21 protein-coding genes are annotated in these 17,384 nt (G+C 59.9%); 13 read left to right on the top strand and 8 right to left on the bottom strand.

Annotated features, from left to right (window positions below):
- Positions 1-1,245, top strand: coding sequence for a lycopene beta cyclase (gene crtL / locus SIB73_RS02095; RefSeq protein ID WP_413403322.1), 1,245 nt, complete (start codon positions 1-3; stop codon positions 1,243-1,245).
- On the opposite strand, the gene SIB73_RS02100 is transcribed toward crtL, so the two are convergent.
- Positions 1,235-2,803, bottom strand: a complete 1,569-nt coding sequence (locus SIB73_RS02100) for a glycoside hydrolase family 57 protein (RefSeq protein WP_413403320.1) — start codon at positions 2,801-2,803, stop codon at positions 1,235-1,237. The genes crtL and SIB73_RS02100 overlap by 11 nt on opposite strands.
- Before the next feature lie 129 nt (positions 2,804-2,932).
- Here SIB73_RS02100 and SIB73_RS02105 point away from each other — a divergent pair, with 129 nt between their 5' ends.
- Together SIB73_RS02105 and SIB73_RS02110 are read left to right on the top strand one after the other, a co-directional pair.
- Positions 2,933-4,555, top strand: coding sequence for a 2-isopropylmalate synthase (locus tag SIB73_RS02105; protein WP_413403318.1), 1,623 nt, complete (start codon positions 2,933-2,935; stop codon positions 4,553-4,555).
- A 4-nt stretch (positions 4,556-4,559) separates the two neighbouring features.
- Positions 4,560-5,420: a carbohydrate ABC transporter permease gene (locus SIB73_RS02110; RefSeq protein ID WP_413403316.1), complete on the top strand. Its 861-nt coding sequence runs from the start codon at positions 4,560-4,562 to the stop codon at positions 5,418-5,420.
- A 15-nt stretch (positions 5,421-5,435) separates the two neighbouring features.
- Here the strand turns inward: SIB73_RS02110 and SIB73_RS02115 are convergent, their stop codons facing one another.
- Together SIB73_RS02115 and SIB73_RS02120 are read right to left on the bottom strand one after the other, a co-directional pair.
- Positions 5,436-5,861: a signal protein gene (locus tag SIB73_RS02115; protein WP_413403314.1), complete on the bottom strand. Its 426-nt coding sequence runs from the start codon at positions 5,859-5,861 to the stop codon at positions 5,436-5,438.
- Positions 5,862-5,877: 16 nt separating this feature from the next.
- A complete protein-coding gene (locus tag SIB73_RS02120) occupies positions 5,878-6,336 on the bottom strand; it encodes a hypothetical protein (RefSeq protein WP_413439695.1) in 459 nt (152 codons plus the stop codon).
- 93 nt (positions 6,337-6,429) lie between these two features.
- On the opposite strand from SIB73_RS02120, the gene SIB73_RS02125 reads away from it, so the two are divergent.
- Positions 6,430-6,675: a Nif11 family protein gene (locus tag SIB73_RS02125; RefSeq protein WP_413403311.1), complete on the top strand. Its 246-nt coding sequence runs from the start codon at positions 6,430-6,432 to the stop codon at positions 6,673-6,675.
- Positions 6,676-6,780: 105 nt separating this feature from the next.
- Here the strand turns inward: SIB73_RS02125 and SIB73_RS02130 are convergent, their stop codons facing one another.
- Positions 6,781-6,987: a hypothetical protein gene (locus SIB73_RS02130; protein WP_413406503.1), complete on the bottom strand. Its 207-nt coding sequence runs from the start codon at positions 6,985-6,987 to the stop codon at positions 6,781-6,783.
- A gap of 62 nt (positions 6,988-7,049) precedes the next feature.
- Positions 7,050-7,520 carry a hypothetical protein gene (locus tag SIB73_RS02135; RefSeq protein WP_413403309.1) on the bottom strand — a complete coding sequence of 157 codons (471 nt, stop codon included), beginning with the start codon at positions 7,518-7,520 and terminating at the stop codon, positions 7,050-7,052.
- Positions 7,521-7,605: 85 nt separating this feature from the next.
- Here SIB73_RS02135 and SIB73_RS02140 point away from each other — a divergent pair, with 85 nt between their 5' ends.
- Genes SIB73_RS02140 through SIB73_RS02160 form a run of 5 tightly spaced genes read left to right on the top strand, consistent with a single transcriptional unit; the run spans position 7,606 to position 9,955 of the window.
- Positions 7,606-7,884 (top strand): hypothetical protein, encoded by a 279-nt coding sequence (locus SIB73_RS02140; protein WP_413403307.1) that lies wholly within the window; start codon positions 7,606-7,608, stop codon positions 7,882-7,884.
- A 21-nt stretch (positions 7,885-7,905) separates the two neighbouring features.
- Positions 7,906-8,205, top strand: coding sequence for an MTH1187 family thiamine-binding protein (locus SIB73_RS02145; protein WP_413403305.1), 300 nt, complete (start codon positions 7,906-7,908; stop codon positions 8,203-8,205).
- 42 nt (positions 8,206-8,247) lie between these two features.
- Complete coding sequence (locus SIB73_RS02150) at positions 8,248-8,826, top strand: hypothetical protein (protein ID WP_413403304.1); 579 nt, start codon at positions 8,248-8,250, stop codon at positions 8,824-8,826.
- A gap of 57 nt (positions 8,827-8,883) precedes the next feature.
- On the top strand, positions 8,884-9,285 hold the full coding sequence (locus SIB73_RS02155) for a hypothetical protein (RefSeq protein WP_413403303.1): 402 nt from the start codon (positions 8,884-8,886) through the stop codon (positions 9,283-9,285).
- A complete protein-coding gene (locus SIB73_RS02160) occupies positions 9,269-9,955 on the top strand; it encodes an RluA family pseudouridine synthase (protein WP_413403301.1) in 687 nt (228 codons plus the stop codon). Before SIB73_RS02155 ends, SIB73_RS02160 begins: the two co-directional genes overlap by 17 nt.
- A 2-nt stretch (positions 9,956-9,957) precedes the next feature.
- On the opposite strand, the gene SIB73_RS02165 is transcribed toward SIB73_RS02160, so the two are convergent.
- On the bottom strand, positions 9,958-12,057 hold the full coding sequence (locus SIB73_RS02165) for an HDIG domain-containing metalloprotein (protein WP_413403299.1): 2,100 nt from the start codon (positions 12,055-12,057) through the stop codon (positions 9,958-9,960).
- 74 nt (positions 12,058-12,131) lie between these two features.
- On the opposite strand from SIB73_RS02165, the gene folD reads away from it, so the two are divergent.
- The 4 genes from folD to SIB73_RS02185 are packed head-to-tail and all read left to right on the top strand — an operon-like array spanning position 12,132 to position 16,010.
- A complete protein-coding gene (folD, locus tag SIB73_RS02170) occupies positions 12,132-13,013 on the top strand; it encodes a bifunctional methylenetetrahydrofolate dehydrogenase/methenyltetrahydrofolate cyclohydrolase FolD (protein ID WP_413406499.1) in 882 nt (293 codons plus the stop codon).
- Between the two features lie 53 nt (positions 13,014-13,066).
- Positions 13,067-14,005, top strand: coding sequence for a geranylgeranyl diphosphate synthase CrtE (gene crtE, locus SIB73_RS02175; RefSeq protein ID WP_413403297.1), 939 nt, complete (start codon positions 13,067-13,069; stop codon positions 14,003-14,005).
- A gap of 2 nt (positions 14,006-14,007) precedes the next feature.
- Positions 14,008-14,514, top strand: a complete 507-nt coding sequence (locus tag SIB73_RS02180; RefSeq protein WP_413403296.1) for a divergent PAP2 family protein — start codon at positions 14,008-14,010, stop codon at positions 14,512-14,514.
- Positions 14,511-16,010: an ATP-dependent DNA helicase gene (locus SIB73_RS02185; protein ID WP_413403294.1), complete on the top strand. Its 1,500-nt coding sequence runs from the start codon at positions 14,511-14,513 to the stop codon at positions 16,008-16,010. Before SIB73_RS02180 ends, SIB73_RS02185 begins: the two co-directional genes overlap by 4 nt.
- A 30-nt stretch (positions 16,011-16,040) precedes the next feature.
- Here the strand turns inward: SIB73_RS02185 and SIB73_RS02190 are convergent, their stop codons facing one another.
- Both SIB73_RS02190 and SIB73_RS02195 read right to left on the bottom strand, forming a co-directional pair.
- The gene (locus SIB73_RS02190; protein WP_413403292.1) at positions 16,041-16,727 is read right to left on the bottom strand and encodes a GAP family protein; all 687 of its coding nucleotides are present in this window, start codon (positions 16,725-16,727) and stop codon (positions 16,041-16,043) included.
- On the bottom strand, positions 16,727-17,320 hold the full coding sequence (locus tag SIB73_RS02195) for a histidine phosphatase family protein (RefSeq protein ID WP_413403290.1): 594 nt from the start codon (positions 17,318-17,320) through the stop codon (positions 16,727-16,729). Before SIB73_RS02195 ends, SIB73_RS02190 begins: the two co-directional genes overlap by 1 nt.
- Positions 17,321-17,384: the final 64 nt, after the last annotated feature.

The raw sequence follows: 17,384 nt of genomic DNA on the forward strand, positions 1-17,384 counted from the left end.
TTGGCCAGTTGCGCTGATGTGCTGGTGCTTGGCGGCGGTCCAGCAGCTCTCTGTATTGCTTCTGAGCTTCACCAGCGCGGAGTGGTCGTTGAGGGCATCGCTCCGGATCCTGTGGACGTGCCCTGGCCAAACACCTACGGCATCTGGGTCGACGAGCTGAGGGATCTGAACCTTCAACATCTGACAGAGCATCGCTGGACCGACACAGTCAGCTATTTCGCCGCCGGCGACGCAACGGATGACGACCAGCCGATCGTTCATGGCATCGACTACGGGTTGTTCGATCGTGCCGCTCTTCAGAGCCACTGGCTGCAACGCGCACCGGGAGTGATCTGGCATCGGGACTCTGCGGAACAGGTCGACGCTGGAACAGGCCATACGCTTGTGACCTGCGCGTCCGGCCAGGTCCGTGAAGCCAGGCTTGTGATTGATGCGTCCGGCGCCTCCAGCCCGCACATCCGCAGGCCTGATCGGGGACCTGTTGCGGGGCAGGCGGCCTATGGCGTCGTGGGGCGTTTTTCAGAGGCCCCCATCAGCAGTGGCCGTTTTGTGTTGATGGACTACCGCAGTCATCATCTCAGTGAGATGCAGCGTCAGGAGCCTCCCACGTTCCTGTATGCAATGGATCTGGGTGATGGCGTTTATTTCGTTGAAGAGACATCTCTGGCTCTTGCTCCAGGTGTTCCCTACGACGTTCTGCAGCAGCGTCTGAAGCAACGCCTCGAGCATCGCGGAGTTCAGATCACCGAAGTCCTCCATGAGGAGTTCTGTCTGTTCCCGATGAATCTGCCTCTTCCCGATCGCAATCAACCCCTGCTCGCGTTCGGTGGTGCGGCAAGCATGGTTCATCCGGCATCGGGCTACATGGCGGGGTCTCTGTTGCGTCGGGGCCCTGGATTGGCTGAAGCTCTGGCGGCCGCTCTGGCTGATCCGTCGCTGGGATCAGTCGATCTCGCGCGGCGTGGCTGGAAGGCGCTCTGGCCAATGGAGCTGGTGCTGCGCCATCAGCTTTATCAGTTTGGTCTGGGGCGATTGATGGGATTCAACGAACAGCTGCTGCGTCGCCATTTCGCAACCTTTTTCTCGCTACCGCGGGAGGATTGGTTCGGCTTCCTGACCAACACCCTGCCGCTCCCCCGCCTGATGGGCGTGATGTTGCGACTGTTTGCCCAGTCCCCATGGGAACTCAGGCGAGGTCTTGTGCTGGGTGCCGCGCAGCGGCAGGCTCCAGGCTTCAGGCATTGAGGCTGCTCCAGTCAGCCGGCTGAATCAAGGGGAAGAGAGCATCCTCGCCCTCCAGTTCTTCCAGCCATCCCTGCGGCAGTTGCTCCCGCCGCTCGATGGCGGCGATCAATCGCCAGAAGCGTTCGAGGTGACGCTCAATGCGCTCTCGGGCCAGTTCCGTTGTGGTACCTGCCCTGAGAATGAAACTCCAGTCCGAGGACTGAGCCAGCAGCAGTTCCCTCCCGGCCTGATGCAACAGGCGAAGATCCAGTTCACTGCCCACACCGCGGCTGCAGCGATCCACCATGACCCGACCTGCTCGGCTCCATTCAGGAATGATCCAGGCGTTGGTTTCGTTGAGCCAGTAATCGTGAAAGCCACCCCTGCCCCAGCTGGAAGGGCAGGGATCACAGATCTGAAGACTCGGTTGGGCGTTCAGCACCTCACGCAGGCTGGTGAATCGGACGTTCTGTTCGGGTGCCTGGCGGAAGAGTTCGGCCAGAAAGCCTGGCCCTTCGAACCACCAGTGGCCGAAAAGCTCGGCATCAAAGGGGGCAACGAGCAGAGGTTCGATGGCCATGCCTTCGCTGAGCCGATCCAGTTGCCGCCGACGCCCTTCCAGGAAATGCCGGGCATGGTCACGGGTGCGTGCGTTGGCCTGTTCTGGCTGATAGGGCTGTTTGCCATCCAGGCCACCGGCAGGATCACTGACACGGTGCAGTTTCAGTCCCAGCGGCCGTTGTGCCGGCAGCCCCATGGCTTCGATCTGCTCAGCTGGCAAATCCCAACCCAGATCCCTGTGAAATTCCCGGTACCAGGGATCGCCTGGATAGCCATCCTTTGCTGACCAGACTGGAAGAGTGGCATCACTGTCGCGACCGAAGAAGGCCACTCCCTGACGGCTCACAATCGGTGCATAAACTCCGTACCTCGGGCGGGGTTCTGCATGCAGAAGACCGTGACCATCCAGCACGGCGTAGCGCAGTCCGGCATCGCGCATCCAGCGATCCAGTCCTTCGTAGTAAGCGCATTCGGGCAGCCAGATGCCCAGAGGTCTCTCTCCCAGCAATCTGTGGTGCTCTCTGACGGCAGTTCGCAACTGAGCGCGCACAACCTCCGGGTGCTCTCTCAGCAGCGGCAGATACCCATGGGTCGCCCCGCAGGTGAGCAGATCGAGAACGCCCTGACGCTGGAGTTCTGAGAAGCGTGGAATCAGGTCGCCGTCACAGCGTTGCCAGGCTGCGAGGTGGCGCCGGAAGCTGCTGCTCAGATGCTCAGCTGCCGCTCGTCGGTCAGCCGGCGCCTGCTGCAACAGGGTGAGGCGTGCCTGGATCCAGTTCGGGAACCGCTGTCTGAGTGTCGGATCTGTCAGAAGTGACAGCAGGGTCGGCGACAACCCCATGGTCAGCTGTGGGCTTTGTCGCGGATCTGCAGCCGCCTGTTCGAGAGTCTCAAGCAGGGGTAGATAGCACTCGATCAGGGCCTGGAAGAACCAGTCCTCTTCGAGCGAGTGAGCGTCCGCTCCGCGGACGTACGGCAGATGGGCGTGCAGAACAAGAGCCAGTGCCCCTTTGGCCACTTTTCCGTCCCATCAACGGTGTGAATGTACCGGGATTCCGGGCGTGATCTACAGGATTGGCCATGGCTGACTCGCTTAGAGTGTGGTTACCCATAGTCATTCCGACTAAATCGCGTCGAGGCTTCCGCCATGGCCCACGACCCAGGCCGCGTTCTGATCTTCGACACCACCCTCAGGGATGGTGAACAATCTCCGGGAGCCAGTCTCAACCTTGAGGAAAAACTGGCGATCGCGCAGCAGCTGGCAAGACTGGGCGTTGATGTCATCGAAGCGGGCTTCCCCTTCGCCAGCCAGGGTGATTTTGCGGCTGTCCAGCGCATCGCCCAGCAGGTCGGAGGTGAACACGGGCCGGTGATCTGCGGGCTGTCCCGGGCGTCGAGAGGCGACATCAAAGCCTGCGCGGAAGCTGTGGCTCCTGCCCCACGAAGGCGCATCCACACCTTTATCGCCACCAGTGACATTCACCTAGAGCACAAACTGCGCAAAAGCCGCAAGGAGGTGCTTGCCATCGTCCCCGACATGGTGGCCTATGCCCATTCTCTGGTCGATGACGTTGAGTTCTCCTGCGAAGACGCAGGTCGCAGTGATCCGGAATTTCTTTACGAGGTCATCGAGGCAGCGATTGCTGCCGGCGCCACCACCATCAACATTCCTGACACGGTCGGCTACACCACACCGACTGAATTCGGTGAGCTGATCGCGGGCATTGACCGCCATGTCCCCAACATCGGTGATGCGGTGTTGTCAGTTCATGGTCACAACGATCTCGGTCTTGCCGTTGCCAATTTCCTGGAATCCGTCAAGAACGGTGCCCGACAGCTCGAATGCACGATCAACGGCATTGGTGAGCGAGCCGGTAATGCTGCTCTCGAAGAATTGGTGATGGCGTTGCATGTGCGCCGCCGCTACTTCAACCCCTTCTTCGGGCGGGATGCGGATTCGCCGACTCCGCTCACCGCGGTGCGAACAGAGGAGATCACCAAAACCTCACGTCTCGTTTCCAATCTCACCGGCATGGTGGTGCAGCCCAACAAGGCGATCGTGGGCGCCAACGCATTCGCCCATGAATCAGGGATCCATCAGGACGGCGTGCTCAAGAACCGGCTGACCTACGAAATCGTGGATGCCCGCACGGTGGGACTCACTGACAACCGCATTTCCCTGGGCAAGCTCAGTGGTCGCAGTGCCGTGCGCGCGCGCCTTGAAGAGCTGGGTTATGACCTCAGCCGAGAAGATCTTGATGATGCTTTCGCTCGTTTCAAGGATCTTGCTGATCGCAAACGTGAAATCACCGACCGTGACCTCGAAGCCATTGTCAGCGAGCAGGTGCAGCAGCCGGAGGCCCGCTATCAGCTCAAACTGGTTCAGGTGAGTTGCGGCAGCAGCCTCAGCCCAACCGCCACCGTCACCCTGGCGGATGAAGATGGCAAAGAGCAGACCATGGCATCCATCGGCACCGGTCCTGTGGATGCTGTGTGCCAGGCGCTTAACGCCCTGGCTGGGGAGCCCAATGAGCTGGTGGAGTTCTCCGTGAAATCTGTGACCGAGGGCATTGATGCCATCGGAGAGGTGACCATCAGGCTCAGACGCGACGGCGAGTTGTATTCAGGCCATTCCGCAGATACGGATGTGGTCGTGGCCGCGGCCCAGGCTTTCGTCAATGCTCTCAATCGTCTGGTGGCCGGGTCTGCACAACCGGCCTTGCATCCTCAGAGGGATGCCGCACCTCTTGACGCCCGTCCCACGCTCTGAGCTGATGCCCTCCTCAGTTACCCGAGCCCCGGCTGACAAGTCTGGGCTTCGAGCCGGGGCGTTACTGCAGCTGCTGCTGCTGATTGTGCTTGCCCTAGTGGTGCTCGTTCCCCTTCTTTGGCTGGTCAGTACATCTCTCAAGGGTCCCGCCGAGGACATCTTCACCAGTCCTCCGGCCCTGTTGCCCTCGCAACCCAGCCTTGATGCGTACGGACGGTTGTTTCGAGACAATCCGCTGGGGCTTTATCTGTTCAACAGCACAGTGGTCAGCCTGCTTGCTGTGGTGGCCAATCTCCTGTTCTGTTCTCTCGCTGCCTACCCACTGGCGCGCATGCGCTTTGCAGGGCGTGGCTTGGTTCTGGGCCTCGTTGTCGCCACCATCCTCATCCCGTTTCAGGTGGTGATGATCCCCCTGTATCTGCTGATGGTGCAGCTGGGTCTTCGCAACACCCTGATGGCTCTAGTGATTCCACAGGCCGCCACGGCTTTCGGCCTTTATCTTCTTCGCCAGAGCTTTCTCGGTGTTCCTGCCGAGCTGGAAGAAGCCTCCCGCATGGATGGCTGCAGCAAGCTCGGTGAGTGGTGGAACGTGATGATTCCAGCCGCGCGAGCTGATCTGATCACGCTGGCGATGTTCGTGTTCATCGGCACCTGGAGCGATTTTCTCTGGCCACTGGTGATCCTCGATGACCCCCAGCTGTTCACGCTGCCCCTGGGGCTTCAGCAGCTGGCCAGCAGTTTTTCCCTCGATTGGAGAATCGTGGCCGCAGGATCTGTGGTTTCGATTCTTCCTGTGCTGCTGCTGTTCATTCTTCTGCAGCGCTTCATTCTTCCAAGTGCCAGCGGAGATGCCGTCAAGGGCTGATTAGGGCTGAGCAGTTCAAGGCTGACCCGAGGAAGGTCGTCCCAATGAAGGCCTTCCCAAGGAAGGGACGTTGGGTGGTGCTGTGGGCTCGATGTCACGCTCCTGCTTATGGCCCTCATCATGCTCGTAGGGGAATGGAGTCTCGAGCCTGTTCCAGAGAGCCCGTTCGCGATCGCTGGATGCACGCTGCCAACTTTCCAGGTTGGTGATTTTTCTCTGCAAGGCCTGTTGTCGTGTTTGCAGAGCTCCGAGTTGCTGTTCAATCAGTTCTCGGTTGTCTTCCCTGTCTCGCAGCTCCAGCCCCTCAAGTTTGTCGAGCTGTTTCACCAGTTCCTGGATGGTGCTGCTCTGTTGCTGCAGAGATTGCCAGAGAACAATGAACAGCACCAGCAGGAATGGAAATCCAGCTGCGGGGATGATGATCCAGAGGCGCTCCCGCATTGCTCTCTGCCCTGCTTCAGTTGCAGCCCTGAACAGAAATGCGATAGCTGAAACCTGTTGAGCTGGGATCGCTGCCGGCACCGATCTTGAAGTTCACCTGGCTCACCTGTTTGCCCTGGGGAACAGAGAACGGTCCGAACTCCTTGCCGGTGCCGATCGGTGGTCGCATGGATTCCTTCACGACTCGCAGATTGCTGCCATCGGTGAACTTCAGGAATGCTTCAACGGGATAGGTGCCGCTGGCTGTGGAGTCAGCGGTGAAGAAAAGCTTGAAACTGCTGTATGGAGCATCGACAGCGAAGTCCGTGTTCCAGTTGGTGCGCCCGATCAGCTTCTCTCTGCTGACCCGTTTTTTGACGATGTTGCTACTGCCGTCGCCGCCGACCGGGGGCAGAAAGTTACAGCCAGCCTGTGACGCTGACACTCCGGCTTCAAGGCTGATCAGGCCAGCACTGAGCCCGAGCAGAGCAGTCATGAAACTGGTGGTCCTCATGGTCTTGAAAAGTCCTTCGCGATGTTTAGCAATGGTCTGGTGGAATGGGATTGTGATCGCTGTGCGCTGCTGTTCATGTCCCTTCAGGATCTCGATACCCTTCTCAAGCAACGCCATCAGGAACGGGAGCTGGCAGAGCGCCTCTCGGAGCCGGTGTCAGTGGAAACCCTGATCGAGCTTGGCCGTGAGCGCGGACTTTCCATCACAGAAAACGACGTGATCAGTGCTCAGTTGAGGGAAGATTCCGAAGCTCCATCAGAAGAGTTGCAAAGGCGGATGGCTGATGAGTCCAGACGCCTCAGGCATTTCATTCAGGGTTGATTGGTTATCAACTGATTGGTTGTCAATTGATGGAGAGTTTGTGCGGATAAAGCGATTAGGTACTGACCTGAACGGTGGCCTTGAGCGGACTGAATCTCCACTCCTTCAAACCATTTTCACGACATCGGGCGTTTGTCCAAACACTTCGCCGATCCAGAGTGCATGGGTCACAGCTCCTTCGTGAGAGTGAAATTCCCATGCTGATTCCGCGCTGGAGCTGCGTTCAATCTCCTGGCTTTCGTCGTTGATTCGCAGGTAATGACCGGTGTTTGCGAAACGCAGAACATACCGCTCAAGGAGTGATGATCTCATCATGATTCTCTGCGAGTCCTGAACTCTGCCTAGCCAGCCTTGTGCAGTTGGTGACGATGACTTCAGCTTTTCGTGGGTTTTCCTTTTCCTGATTGATTATCCGCGTCCTGATATCGGCTGCTTCGAACCCAGATCAGGGGCTGCTGCAAGGTGATAGTGAATTGAAAGCCCCCGTTGCGGAACCAGCTCTCTTCGGCCGGCGCGATCAGACAGGGTTGGAGTTGCCAGCTTTGCCGGAGGTAGGTCTCAATCAGCGCCTGTTCGGGGGGGGCATCCTGCTGCCAGTGCACAAGCGCCAGCTCCAGCGTGCTTGATTGAAGTGTGGCAATCCTGCCGAGAGGACCGGCATCCTGATCAACCTCCACCCTCTCCTCGATGGTCTCCTGTGCAACGAATAGGCGCAGAACGCTTTTGGTGCCGCGTCCATCGAGGCAATATTTGTTGAGATAAAGCCGTCTTGCTCGTGCGAAAAGAGGTGCGGGAGCGTTGCTCAGCAGCGCTGAGTAGGCGTCCGTGAGAGTTTGACTTGGCATCGCGCGAGGATGGCTGGGCAAACGGTCCGGGTTGGCGCGCCACACTGCGCCGTGGAACACTGTAGACAGATGCAAAAGTGGTCCCATGCCTGAGCCCGGCTGCCCCCTGTACAGGCTCGTGGCATTGGACGGTCAGCCGCATCCGGTGCTGGACGCACCCTATGAATCCATTGCTGCTGCGGAAGCTGCGGCCAGTCGCTGGTGTGCTGGGCAGGGGCGTTCGATGTCGGTCGTTCAGCGTGGGATTGCCCTTGAAGTGCAAACCCGCTGCGGGGAATGGCGCACCCTCGGATATCCGAGCGCCTGCCTTCTGGGGTCGGATCCGTCAGCGCTTGCATCCCAGCCTGATCCCGTTCGACCATGAGCGGAGCTGGATGAGCGATTGGTGCGGGTAAGTGTTGATCTTTGTCTGGTCCCGCTGGGTCTGGGTGTGTCGCTGGGTCCTTCCATCGCCTTGTGTCAGCAGGTGATCAAGTCCTCGGGGCTGGACCATCAGCTCGGGCCTGATGGCACTGCCATCGAGGGAGAGTGGGATCAGGTCTTCGCCTGTGTTAAGGCATGCCATGAGCGTCTTCATCAGGAGGGAGTGCAGCGGATTCACGCCACGCTTCGTGTCAACACGCGCATTGATCGCAACCAGTCCTTTCGCGACAAGGTGGACAGCGTGAAGCGCCTCATGCCGTGAATCCCGGCAATAGGGATGCCAATTTGGTCCAGCGTGTCTTGAATGAGACCAGGAACTGGAGGTGTTGGTTTGCTGGGTCTGGCTCCGTTGGGTCGTGCGCGTTCTTTCGCTGTTCTTGCGCTGACCCTGGTTGCTCCATTCCTCTCCGGGTCATCGAAAGCTGAGACCTGGGACCGGATTGGAACCTATGCCGCTCTGATCCGCCAGGCGGGGACCCACACCCTTGTGGCCAAGGATTGTCCATCCGCACTTCTGGGTGCCTTTCATGCACCTCGCAATGCTCTGCTGATCTGTGCCAACAACATCGCGGATGACCCAAGGCAGGTCTGGGTTGTTCTGGCCCACGAGTCAGCACATGTCATGCAGCATTGTCATGGTGGACATCTGCTCGCGGATCACCAGGTCGGCAACGCTCTTGCGCGCATCGAGGCTCAATCCAAAACGACGTTTCAGGAACTGCGTCTCTATCACCAGTCACAGCGTCGGGATGAAATCGAGGCACGTCTTGTGCAAGGGATGCCCCCCGACGAAGTTGAAGCACTCTTTCGCAGTTTCTGTGCTGAACGCCTGAGTCCCCGCAGTGTGGTGCAGCCTCCTGATGCTCCTGTGTCTCCTCGCTGAGCCGGTTCAACAGGTGGTCCATGGACCGTACGGTGTGATGGTGTCTGGCATTTCTCAATGGGTCCTCGGCTCAACGGCTACTGGTTGATGACCTGGCTAGGCCTGGTGGCCAACCTGATCGCTCTCCCTGTGATTGGCCTTCTGGCCTTTCGTGAGGGAGCCTCCTCCGGCATCGCCATCACCAACATCACCCTCGCTTTCTCTCTGGCGTGGCCCGCTGCGATCGTGGGCATCGTGGCTTCGGCAGGCCTGCTGGCGCGACGGCGCTGGGGGGTGATTCTGGCCATTGTTGCCCTGTCGATGAGCCTTGCAGGGGCCATTCCCTACGGACTCGTTCGCCTGGTTCTCGGGCTTGAACCGCAGACCATGGGGCTGGGACCTGTCCTGCTCGGGTTGATCAACGTGCTGGCGCTGATCTATTGGTGTCGTCCAGCCCATCGGCGTGGCGTCAGGCTTTGAAGGATTGGCAGCAGCCATCCCTCAGCTTGCAGGTTGTTCGCTCATGCTCGAGCATCCGCAGTACCTGGTGGTCGAGAAGCCATCAGGTCTGTTGAGTCAGCCGGGGCTTGGATCCCACCAAAACGATTCCCTGATCACCCGACTTCAGCGTTGTTGCCCAGAGCTTCGCTTGGTGCATCGCCTCGATCGGGACACGTCAGGACTCGTTCTTGTGGCCAGAAATCAAGGCAGTCTGCGTCGTCTCAGTGCTTTGTTTGAAGCCCGCCAAGTGCAAAAGCTTTATCTCGCTGATGTGATCAGGCCTTTGTCAGGGAGGAGAGGGCGCATTCAACTCCCTCTGGCCAGGCTGCAGCGCATCCCACCTGTGTATGGACCGCATCCGGGCGGCAAGCCTTCTTGCACGTTATGGCGTAAGTGGTCACCGGACGGCGACTGCAGGCGTCTGTGGTTACGACCTCTGACTGGTCGTTCCCATCAGTTGCGGGCTCATCTTGCTGCTGTTGGAGCCCCCATCTGCGCAGACCCCATCTACTCCGCATGCAACGATCCCGGTCCGATGCATCTTCACGCTCATGCGCTCAGTTTCCGGGACCCCTTCGATCACCGACGCGTTCGTGTGCGTTCTGGACTGCCAATCTGGGCTCAGCCGGACTCAGTTATGGCGGACTGAGTTCAGGCGGAAAAGCTGCGCTTGGCGGGGATGGGGTAGGGAATCCGGCGATGACGCATCCTCCGCCAGACGCGCACGAACGAGTGCATGACCAGCTCCAGTTCAGCCCGACTGAGGCTGCTTTGTCTGAGTTGGCCGTCGCTGATCCGAGCCTCAACGATCCGTTTGACCGTTTCTCGGGCTTCCTGATCGCTTGTGTCCGGCGGTAACGAGCGCAGAGCGGCCTCACATCCGTCAGCCAGCATCATGATTCCAGTCTCCTTGGACCTGGGAGTGGGACCGTGATAGCGGAAGCGCTTTTCGGAGATCTGGGGATTCTGCTCGCGAGCCTGGTGAAGGAAATACCCCATCCGCAATGTTCCCTGATGTTCGGGGATGAAGTCGGCAATCGGTCTTGGAAGCCGATGTCGCCTTGCCAGTTTCAGGCCTTCGTCCACATGTGCCTGCAGCACTCCTGCACTGGCCAGGGGATCGTTCAGACGAGTGTGTGGGTTTTCCCCGCTGATCTGATTCTCGATGAACCAGTTGGGGGCATGGAGCTTGCCAACGTCGTGGTAAAGAGAGCCTGTTCTGATCAGGTCAACATCGGCGCCGATCGCGCGCGCGCCCTCCTCGGCCAGACCGCAGATCATCAGTGTGTGCTCAAACGTGCCTGGTGCCTCTGAAGAGAGCCGCCGAAGCAAAGGACGTTCCTGATCGGCAAGTTCCATCAACCGTGCTCTTGTCAGCAACCCGAAGGAGCTTTCCAGCAAGGGAATCACCAGGATTGCCAGCATCATTGTCAGCCCCAGCAGCAGAGCTTCCGAGGCGAGTCCACCGGCATCGGTTGGCAGACGAATCCATGAGACGGCAAGCGGTTTGCCGTCTCGGCTCATCAGCAAAAGCTCTGCCAGCAACGCACCCAGTGGCAGCAGGACCGCCAGTTGCAGGAGCTGGGCTCTGCTGCGCAACCGACCTGCCTGCAATGCAGCAACGGTGGCCGTTGCTGCAGCAATCAGCAGGCGCCCCTCCCCCAGTCCTGTGACCGGGGTGGGCCAGAGCAGACTGGCCACAGCCATCCAGGCCAGTGCACTGGTTGTGCCCAGTCCCTGAGCCAGCAGAAGGGTGGGCGGCACGATCACCGCCAATGGGCTCACCGAGGCCCCGAACCAGAGTTTGCAGGCCTGGCTCAGCAGCAGCAGCCCCAGAGCCAGCAGGCCGTGGGGTGCTTCCAGGCAGGGACGTTCGCGCCGCATCACCAGCAGCAGTACTCCGCAGCTGGCCAGGGCTTCCGTGAATCGGATGATCCAGATTCCCAGCTTTGGTCGGCGATTCACCATCCCGAAGAAATCGAGGACGTCATAGGCCTGTGAGCTGATCGACTCCCCCTTGCGGGTGATGAGATCCCCTCGATTCACTTCGATTGTGGGAATTCCCTGTTGGGTGATCAGCTCTTCAATCAGTCGCTGGCTCCGCAGTGGATCGGTTTGAAGGTTGCTGGCGCCCTGAAGCGTGGTGGTCAACACCTTGCTTCCCAGGCTGCGACCTGGGTTTGCGCCTTCGTTCAACTCGTTGAGCTGCAGATCGCTGGCCTTCTGAAGTTGTTCCAGTGCCAGGGTGTTGACAAGTCCCTGGCTGAGCATCCTGTTGAGGGCCCTGCGCAGGGCCATATCCCAGTTGCGACGGTCTTCCTGGGTTCGTTGTTCCAGCCACAGCTGCTCGTCCAGGGATAGGTTGACCGGACCGATGCGCTCGGCGTCGTCGCTGTTTGCGACCCGTTCAAGTTCGCTGAGATGTCGCTCCAGCCGCAGGCGGATCCGCTGGTTTTCCTGAGCATCCAGGACCTGCACGAAGGTGCTTGATCCCAGGCTTGAACGCCTCTGTTCCAGTGCTTCACTGTCAACGACCCTGGCGTCTTTGGGTGCTACTGCGTCAAAAGGAGCCGCCAGTCCTGGTCGAAGGTCAGGTTCCACCAGCCAGGGCCAGCTGGACACCAGCGCCACGAGAACACAGAGGATCAGCAGTGCGCCTTTCTGCAGCCTGTTCCAGCGCAACACAGGGCGGCGAGGTGATTCGCTCCTGAGCCAGGACCTCCAGAGACGTGCAAGGCGATGCGAACGCAAGTCGGCCGGGAAAATCCTTCACGAACGCTAGCTCTGTTGGAGCGTCATGCTGGATTCACATGCATCGGATGGCCATGGCCCTCAGGTTGGATGGCAAGGCTCTCGCCAGGACGCTTGAGCTGCGGCTGCAGTCTCAGGTCCAAGCAGCGATTCAGTCCGCCCGTCGCCCGCCCGGTCTGGCCGTGCTGCGTGTGGGGGATGATCCGGCCAGCGCCGTTTACGTGGCCAACAAGGAAAAGGCCTGCGCCCGGATCGGTGTAGAGAGCTACGGATCTCACCTACCCGCAGAGGCATCGTCTGAACAGGTTTTGCAGGCGATCCGTGCGTTGAATGCTGATCAAAGGGTGGATGGGATCCTGTTGCAGCTTCCGCTCCCGCAGGGATTGGATGAAGCACCTCTGCTGGCGGCGATTGATCCTGAAAAGGACGCCGACGGTCTACATACGCTGAATCTGGGTCGGTTGCTGAAAGGTGAGCAGGGCCCCCGCAGCTGCACGCCGGCCGGCGTGATGGCGATGCTGCGCAGCGCTGAGATCGATCCCGCTGGTCGTCGGGCCGTGGTGATCGGACGCAGCATTCTGGTGGGGCAGCCGATGGCCCTGATGCTGCAGGCTGCAAACGCCACGGTGACGATTGCGCATTCACGCACAAGGAATCTCAACGCCCTGACGCGTCAGGCCGAGATTCTCGTGGTGGCGGCGGGTCGTCCTGAAATGCTTGGAGCGGATCATGTGAGTCCTGGCACGGTTGTGGTCGATGTCGGGATCCACCGACGTCCTGAGGGGGGACTCTGTGGTGATGTGAAGGCAGCCGAGCTCGAGCCCATTGCCGCCGCGCTTTCGCCCGTGCCTGGAGGGGTTGGCCCCATGACGGTCACAATGCTGCTCGTGAACACCGTTGTGGCCTGGTGCCGTCGGCACGGGATCGATCACGATCTGGCCGACTTGATCATCTGATGGTGCTTGAGGGCCCGTCGGCCTGACAGAATTCTTCCAGAATTGCGCTCCCCATGACCGCCACGGCGACCAGCCCTGAAGGCGTTCCTTCGCCGGGTGAGCCCCTTCGGGATTTTGATTTCAAGGCTTATCTGAATCAGGCTCGCCAACGGGTTGAAGCAGCGCTGGATGCCTCAATGGGTCCGGAGCGGCCTGAATCTCTCAGGGAAGCGATGCGTTATTCCCTGCTTGCGGGAGGAAAGCGGCTGCGTCCCATTCTCTGTCTCGCAGCCTGCGAGCTGGTGGGTGGTGATGCTTCTCAGGCGATGCCCACGGCGGTCGCGCTGGAGATGATCCACACCATGTCGCTGATCCATGACGATCTGCCGGCGATGGATAACGACGACCTGAGGCGTGGACGGCCGACGAATCACAAGGTGTACGGAGATGCCATGGCGATCCTCGCCGGTGACGCCCTGCTCAGTCGTGCTTTCGAGATGGTGGCTGTCCGCAGTGCGGGTGTGCCTGCTGAGAGATTGGTGAAGGTGGTGGGTGAGCTGGCATTGGTCTCCGGTGCTCCCGGACTGGTTGGTGGGCAGGTGGTGGATCTGGAATGCGAGGGGAAGCAGGTCGATCTCGAGACGCTCGAATACATCCATCTGCACAAAACCGCTGCTCTGCTTAAAGCCTGTGTGGTGTCCGGCGCCTTGATCGGCGGTGCCAGTGATGCTCAGGTCCAGGCCATGCGCACCTATGCCAATGGAATCGGGCTTGCATTTCAGATCGTCGATGACATTCTCGATGTCACGGCGAGCAGTGAGGTTCTGGGCAAGACGGCGGGCAAGGATCTTCTCGCCGACAAGACCACCTACCCGAAACTGCTTGGTTTGGAACCTTCACGAACCCGCGCCCTGGAATTGGTTCGTGAAGCCAAAGCTGCGCTTCACCCCTGGAAAGACAAGGCCCAACCTCTGCTCGCACTGGCGGATTATGTGGCCAGCAGGGATCGCTGAGCATGGATGACGTCTCCCTGAGCATCCCTCTCCAGATTCTCGATAACGCAGTGCTTGCCTGGGGGCTTGCCGCCTGCGGTCTCGCTCAGCTGTCCAAGCTGCTGATTGAACTTGTTGTCCATCGCCGCTTCAGGCCTGCGGTGCTGATCGAAACAGGAGGAATGCCATCCAGCCATTCCGCATTGGTGACCGGCACGGCCGCGGCCGCAGGTTGGCAGGAGGGATTCGCATCGCCTGTGTTCGCTCTCGCCTCCACCGTCGCTTTTGTGGTGATGTACGACGCCAGTGGCGTGCGCAGAGCCGCCGGCTTCACCGCCGAACGGGTCAATGCTCTGCCTGACACTCTCTGGGTGACTCCTTTGGAGAAACCACTCAAGGAACGTCTGGGACATTCCCGCCTGGAGGTGCTGGTGGGAAGCCTTCTGGGTCCTGCGATCGCATTGCTCGGGCTCAACTATCTGGGATCTCCGCTGCAGCTGGCCCAGCTGCTCGGCAAAGCGCTGGGGTGACGTCATTCCCTCATGCCGATCTGAGCCTCACCGAGGATCAGAAAGAGGCTGCGGAAGCTTTCTCAGGTTGGCTGCAGCAGAAGGATGCCGGTCTTCCCTTTGTGCTCAGCGGTTTTGCCGGCAGTGGCAAGACCTTCCTGTCGATGCGCCTGCTGAAGGAAGTCGAAAACAGTGGTCTCTGCTGGACCGTTGTCGCTCCCACCCACAAAGCTGTGGGTGTTCTGAGGCAGGCTCTCAACCTCGAAGGCCTGCAGCCCACCTGGTACCCCTCGACAATTCATCGATTGCTTCGACTCAAGCTCAAGCGTCAGGGTGACCGTGAGCTCTGCGAATCCACTGAGCAAACGGCTGCTGCGCTGGAGCATCTCGGTCTGGTGCTGATCGATGAGGCCTCGATGGTCGACAGTTCGCTGTTGTCGATCGCCTTGCAGTGTGCTCACCCGTTCAAAACACGACTCGTGTTCGTAGGTGATCCTGCCCAGTTGCCACCCGTGGGCGAAGGCGAAAGTCCTGTCTTCGCCATGAACCGTGCCGTTTCCGCCTGTCTTCGAGAGGTTGTCCGTCACCAGGGACCTGTCCTGCAGCTTGCCAGTTGCCTGCGTGATGCGCGCCTGCCCTGTGAGGTCCCTCCCCTGCTGCCTCCCGTGCGCTCTGATCTAGGTCAGGTGGGCGTGCTCAACCGAAGCGACTGGTTGTCGCGTGCCCAGGAGGCTCTGCGTCAGGCCGCGGCCTCTGACAACCCCGATGCAGCGAGGATTCTCTGTTACACCAACCGCAGACTGGAAGCCCTGGTGCCCCATGCCCGCAGGGCCATTCACGGTGAAATGGCGGATCAGATGGCCGTGCTGCCTGGTGAGGTGTTGATCACGCGCACAGCGGTGATGGCACCTGCCTCCAGTGATGGGGGCGAGACCGGTGAGGAGCCCGATCTGGTGCTTGGCTCCAACCGGGAACTTGTGGTCGAAGACGTGACCCCCGAACGCTGCGACCTGGCAGAGTTCGGAGTCGCAGGCGAAGCCCAGCTGTCATTGGCTGGACTTGGGGTGCCGGTGATTGAGACTCTCAACGCGAAGGTCCGCAGTGGTGAGCTCGAGCTCAACCTGAGGCTTCAGCCTCCCTCTGGCAGCCAGGCCCGGGAGCAGCTGGATGCATTGCTGAAGCGTCTGGCTCAGGACGCCAGAACCGCCGGCAAACGCGGCGGGAGACCTCTCTGGCGCCGTTATTTCCTGGTGAGAGACGCGTTCGCGTCACTTGGACCTGCTGCTGTGCTCACCGTTCATCGCAGTCAAGGCAGCAGCTTTGGCGAAGTGTTCGTGGCTGATGACGTGTTCCCACGCACGCTCGAACGCCTGGCTCCCGACAGACAGCTGTTCCATCAACAGCTGGCCTACGTGGCTGTCAGTCGTGCCAGGTATGGGGTGTATCTGGTCGGGGATGGCCAACGCAATGCCGCAACCTGGAGCAAAGCGTTGCGCGGGTCAACTGCGGCGAACTGAATTCACCTGTTCTTGTGATCGCATTTCGCTTCAGATCACTGTCATGCCGCTGATGCCCTGCCATCCCAGGTAAACCCCCAGTCCCAGGCTCACCCCTCCCACCAACAGGCTGCCCCTGGCGAACAGCACCTCCTTCCCTTTCTCGAGTAGGGGGATGACCTTGTCTCGTCCGATGATCACCGCCAGGAACGGGGTGAATAGAAACAGGCTGGCTCCGATGGTGAAAGCGATCAGGCCCACTGCTTCCTGCCAGGTGGGCAACTCTGCAGACAACACCACACCCGCTGATTTGGCGAACAACACGATGTCATCTGGGCTGATGACTTCGCCGACTGATCCCAGCAGCAATAGCAGCGGCAAGGGCATGGCCATGAAACGGTCGATGCCTTTTGTCCAGGCCGGTGGCTCTGAACCCTCAGTGAACGATTTGATCAGTTCACGCCCACCGATTGCGACCAGAGCGCCACCTGCCAGAAGATCCAGACCTGTGCGGTGATGGGAGCCATGGCTCATGTCCAGAACCAGCGAGTGCCCAACCGTCACCAGCAGCGTGGCGGCGAGAAGTGTTGTGATCACCCAGCTTGCGAGGAACCATCCGCCTCTTTTGATCGGATTCGGGCCAAGCAGGAGCAGCAGAAGAACGGCGATATGGATCGGGGATAGGCCGATTCCGGTGCCATAGGCAAGCAGTTCGGCCCAGAGGGTGGTGTCACTCATCAGAAACGGCCGTTGGCAGGCGCATTCCAGCGCACGATGGCACGGTTTCCATGTTCGAAACCGAGCACGCACAGACTTCCTGTGTTCAAGATCAGCAGGCGCCCGCCCGCGGCTCCGAGCCCAAGCCAGGTGCCGGCCAGAGCCCTTAGAAGATGTCCGTGTGCAAACAGCGCCACGTCTCCATCTCCAGGAGCGTCCAGAGCAATCCGAATGGCGGTCTCACAGCGTTTCTGCACCGCTGTGGCGTCTTCGCCATTGGGGCATCCGTGGGTGAAGACACTCCAGTCAGGCACCGTCCGGCGTATTTCCGGAGTCGTGATTCCCTCGTAATCGCCGTAATTCCACTCCTGCAGCTCCTTCATCACAGTCATGGATTCGCCCAGACCTCCAAGCTCGCAGGTTCGTCGAGCGCGTTGCAGAGGTGAACTGAAGACTGCTGAGAAATGCTTTTGAGTCAGAACGGGAGCAAGTTGGCGTGCTTCTGCTTCACCTTCAGCAAGCAGAGGAATGTCGGTGCTGCCTGTATGACGTCCATTGCGGGCCCACTCGGTGGCTCCGTGACGTAGGAGCCAGAGTTGGCGTTCATCGGCCATTGGCGGAAAATTCTGTCTCTGCTCAGATTGTGCCCCTCAAGGCGTGATCTGACTTCCTGCACAA

The sequence above is a fragment of the Synechococcus sp. MIT S9509 genome, from assembly GCF_047303035.1.
In the GTDB taxonomy this organism is placed as follows: domain Bacteria; phylum Cyanobacteriota; class Cyanobacteriia; order PCC-6307; family Cyanobiaceae; genus Synechococcus_C.